This window comes from Mesotoga sp. HF07.pep.5.2.highcov (genome assembly GCF_003666285.1).
GTDB lineage: Bacteria > Thermotogota > Thermotogae > Petrotogales > Kosmotogaceae > Mesotoga > Mesotoga prima.
Genome location: NZ_JFHJ01000028.1, coordinates 1 through 848, shown reverse-complemented (window position 1 = coordinate 848; position 848 = coordinate 1). Strand labels below are relative to the sequence as shown.

1 pseudogene is annotated in these 848 nt (G+C 44.3%); it reads right to left on the bottom strand.

Features of this window, described 5'->3' with window-relative positions:
- A pseudogene (locus BG32_RS00580) lies at positions 1–809 on the bottom strand (hypothetical protein); the annotation flags it as partial.
- Between the last annotated feature and the right edge of the window lie 39 nt (positions 810–848).

The following is an 848-nucleotide window of genomic DNA, read 5'->3' as shown; positions in this document are numbered from 1 at the left end:
TACCTTCCTACATTAGCCTTTCTCGATCTTGCTATATCAATGACCTTCAAACCACCGTCTATTCCTGCCTCTCCAGAATAAACAACACCGTTACTTTCAGCAACTGCTCTGGAATAACCATCCAAGGGAACTTCAAAACTTGAAGAACGATCGTTGTAAGTTTCCCCTCCTCTCTCGAGGATTTTTATTCCCGACAAAGCATCTGCCAGATAAATTCTCGAGAGATCTTGCGTGACGAATAAATCAACCGGTGTCGTCCAGTCCCTGTAAACAGTTTCCATTCTTTCGGGAATGCCACTTTCGCTGAGAACTACTCTAATGACCATTCCTGCACTCTTGGTGTCTAGAATCCAGAGATATCCGCCCTCCATAATCAACTTCTCTGGAACCGTGTTAGTAACTAGAGTGTCGATAACTTCGGCCTCACCGGTCCGGTAGTTGATTGTGGACAGTTTTCCACTTTTGTCTATCACATAAAGTAGATCACCGTTTAGAATTGCGGAGTTCTTTCCATCATACTGATAAGGGATCTCAACGATTTCCAGGCCAGCGCTGCTCAGTGAAACTATATTCAAAACGTCGTTGAAGTAGAAAGCTAACATATCGGCACTCTCAGAAGCAGTAGGTTTATCGGACGACATTGTCTTGAATCTATTTGGACCGGTTGAGGATATCATCTTTCCTTCCTGCCAGAGCTCAACTGACCAATAGTAGGTCTTGCCGTTATCCAATCGATTCTGCAATCGCATAGAAGTGGCATCAGTTATACCGATCAGTGACATTTCCGACTCTGACTCACCAATAAACACTCTGAACTCCCCACTTCCCACTTCAGAAGATTGCCAGGA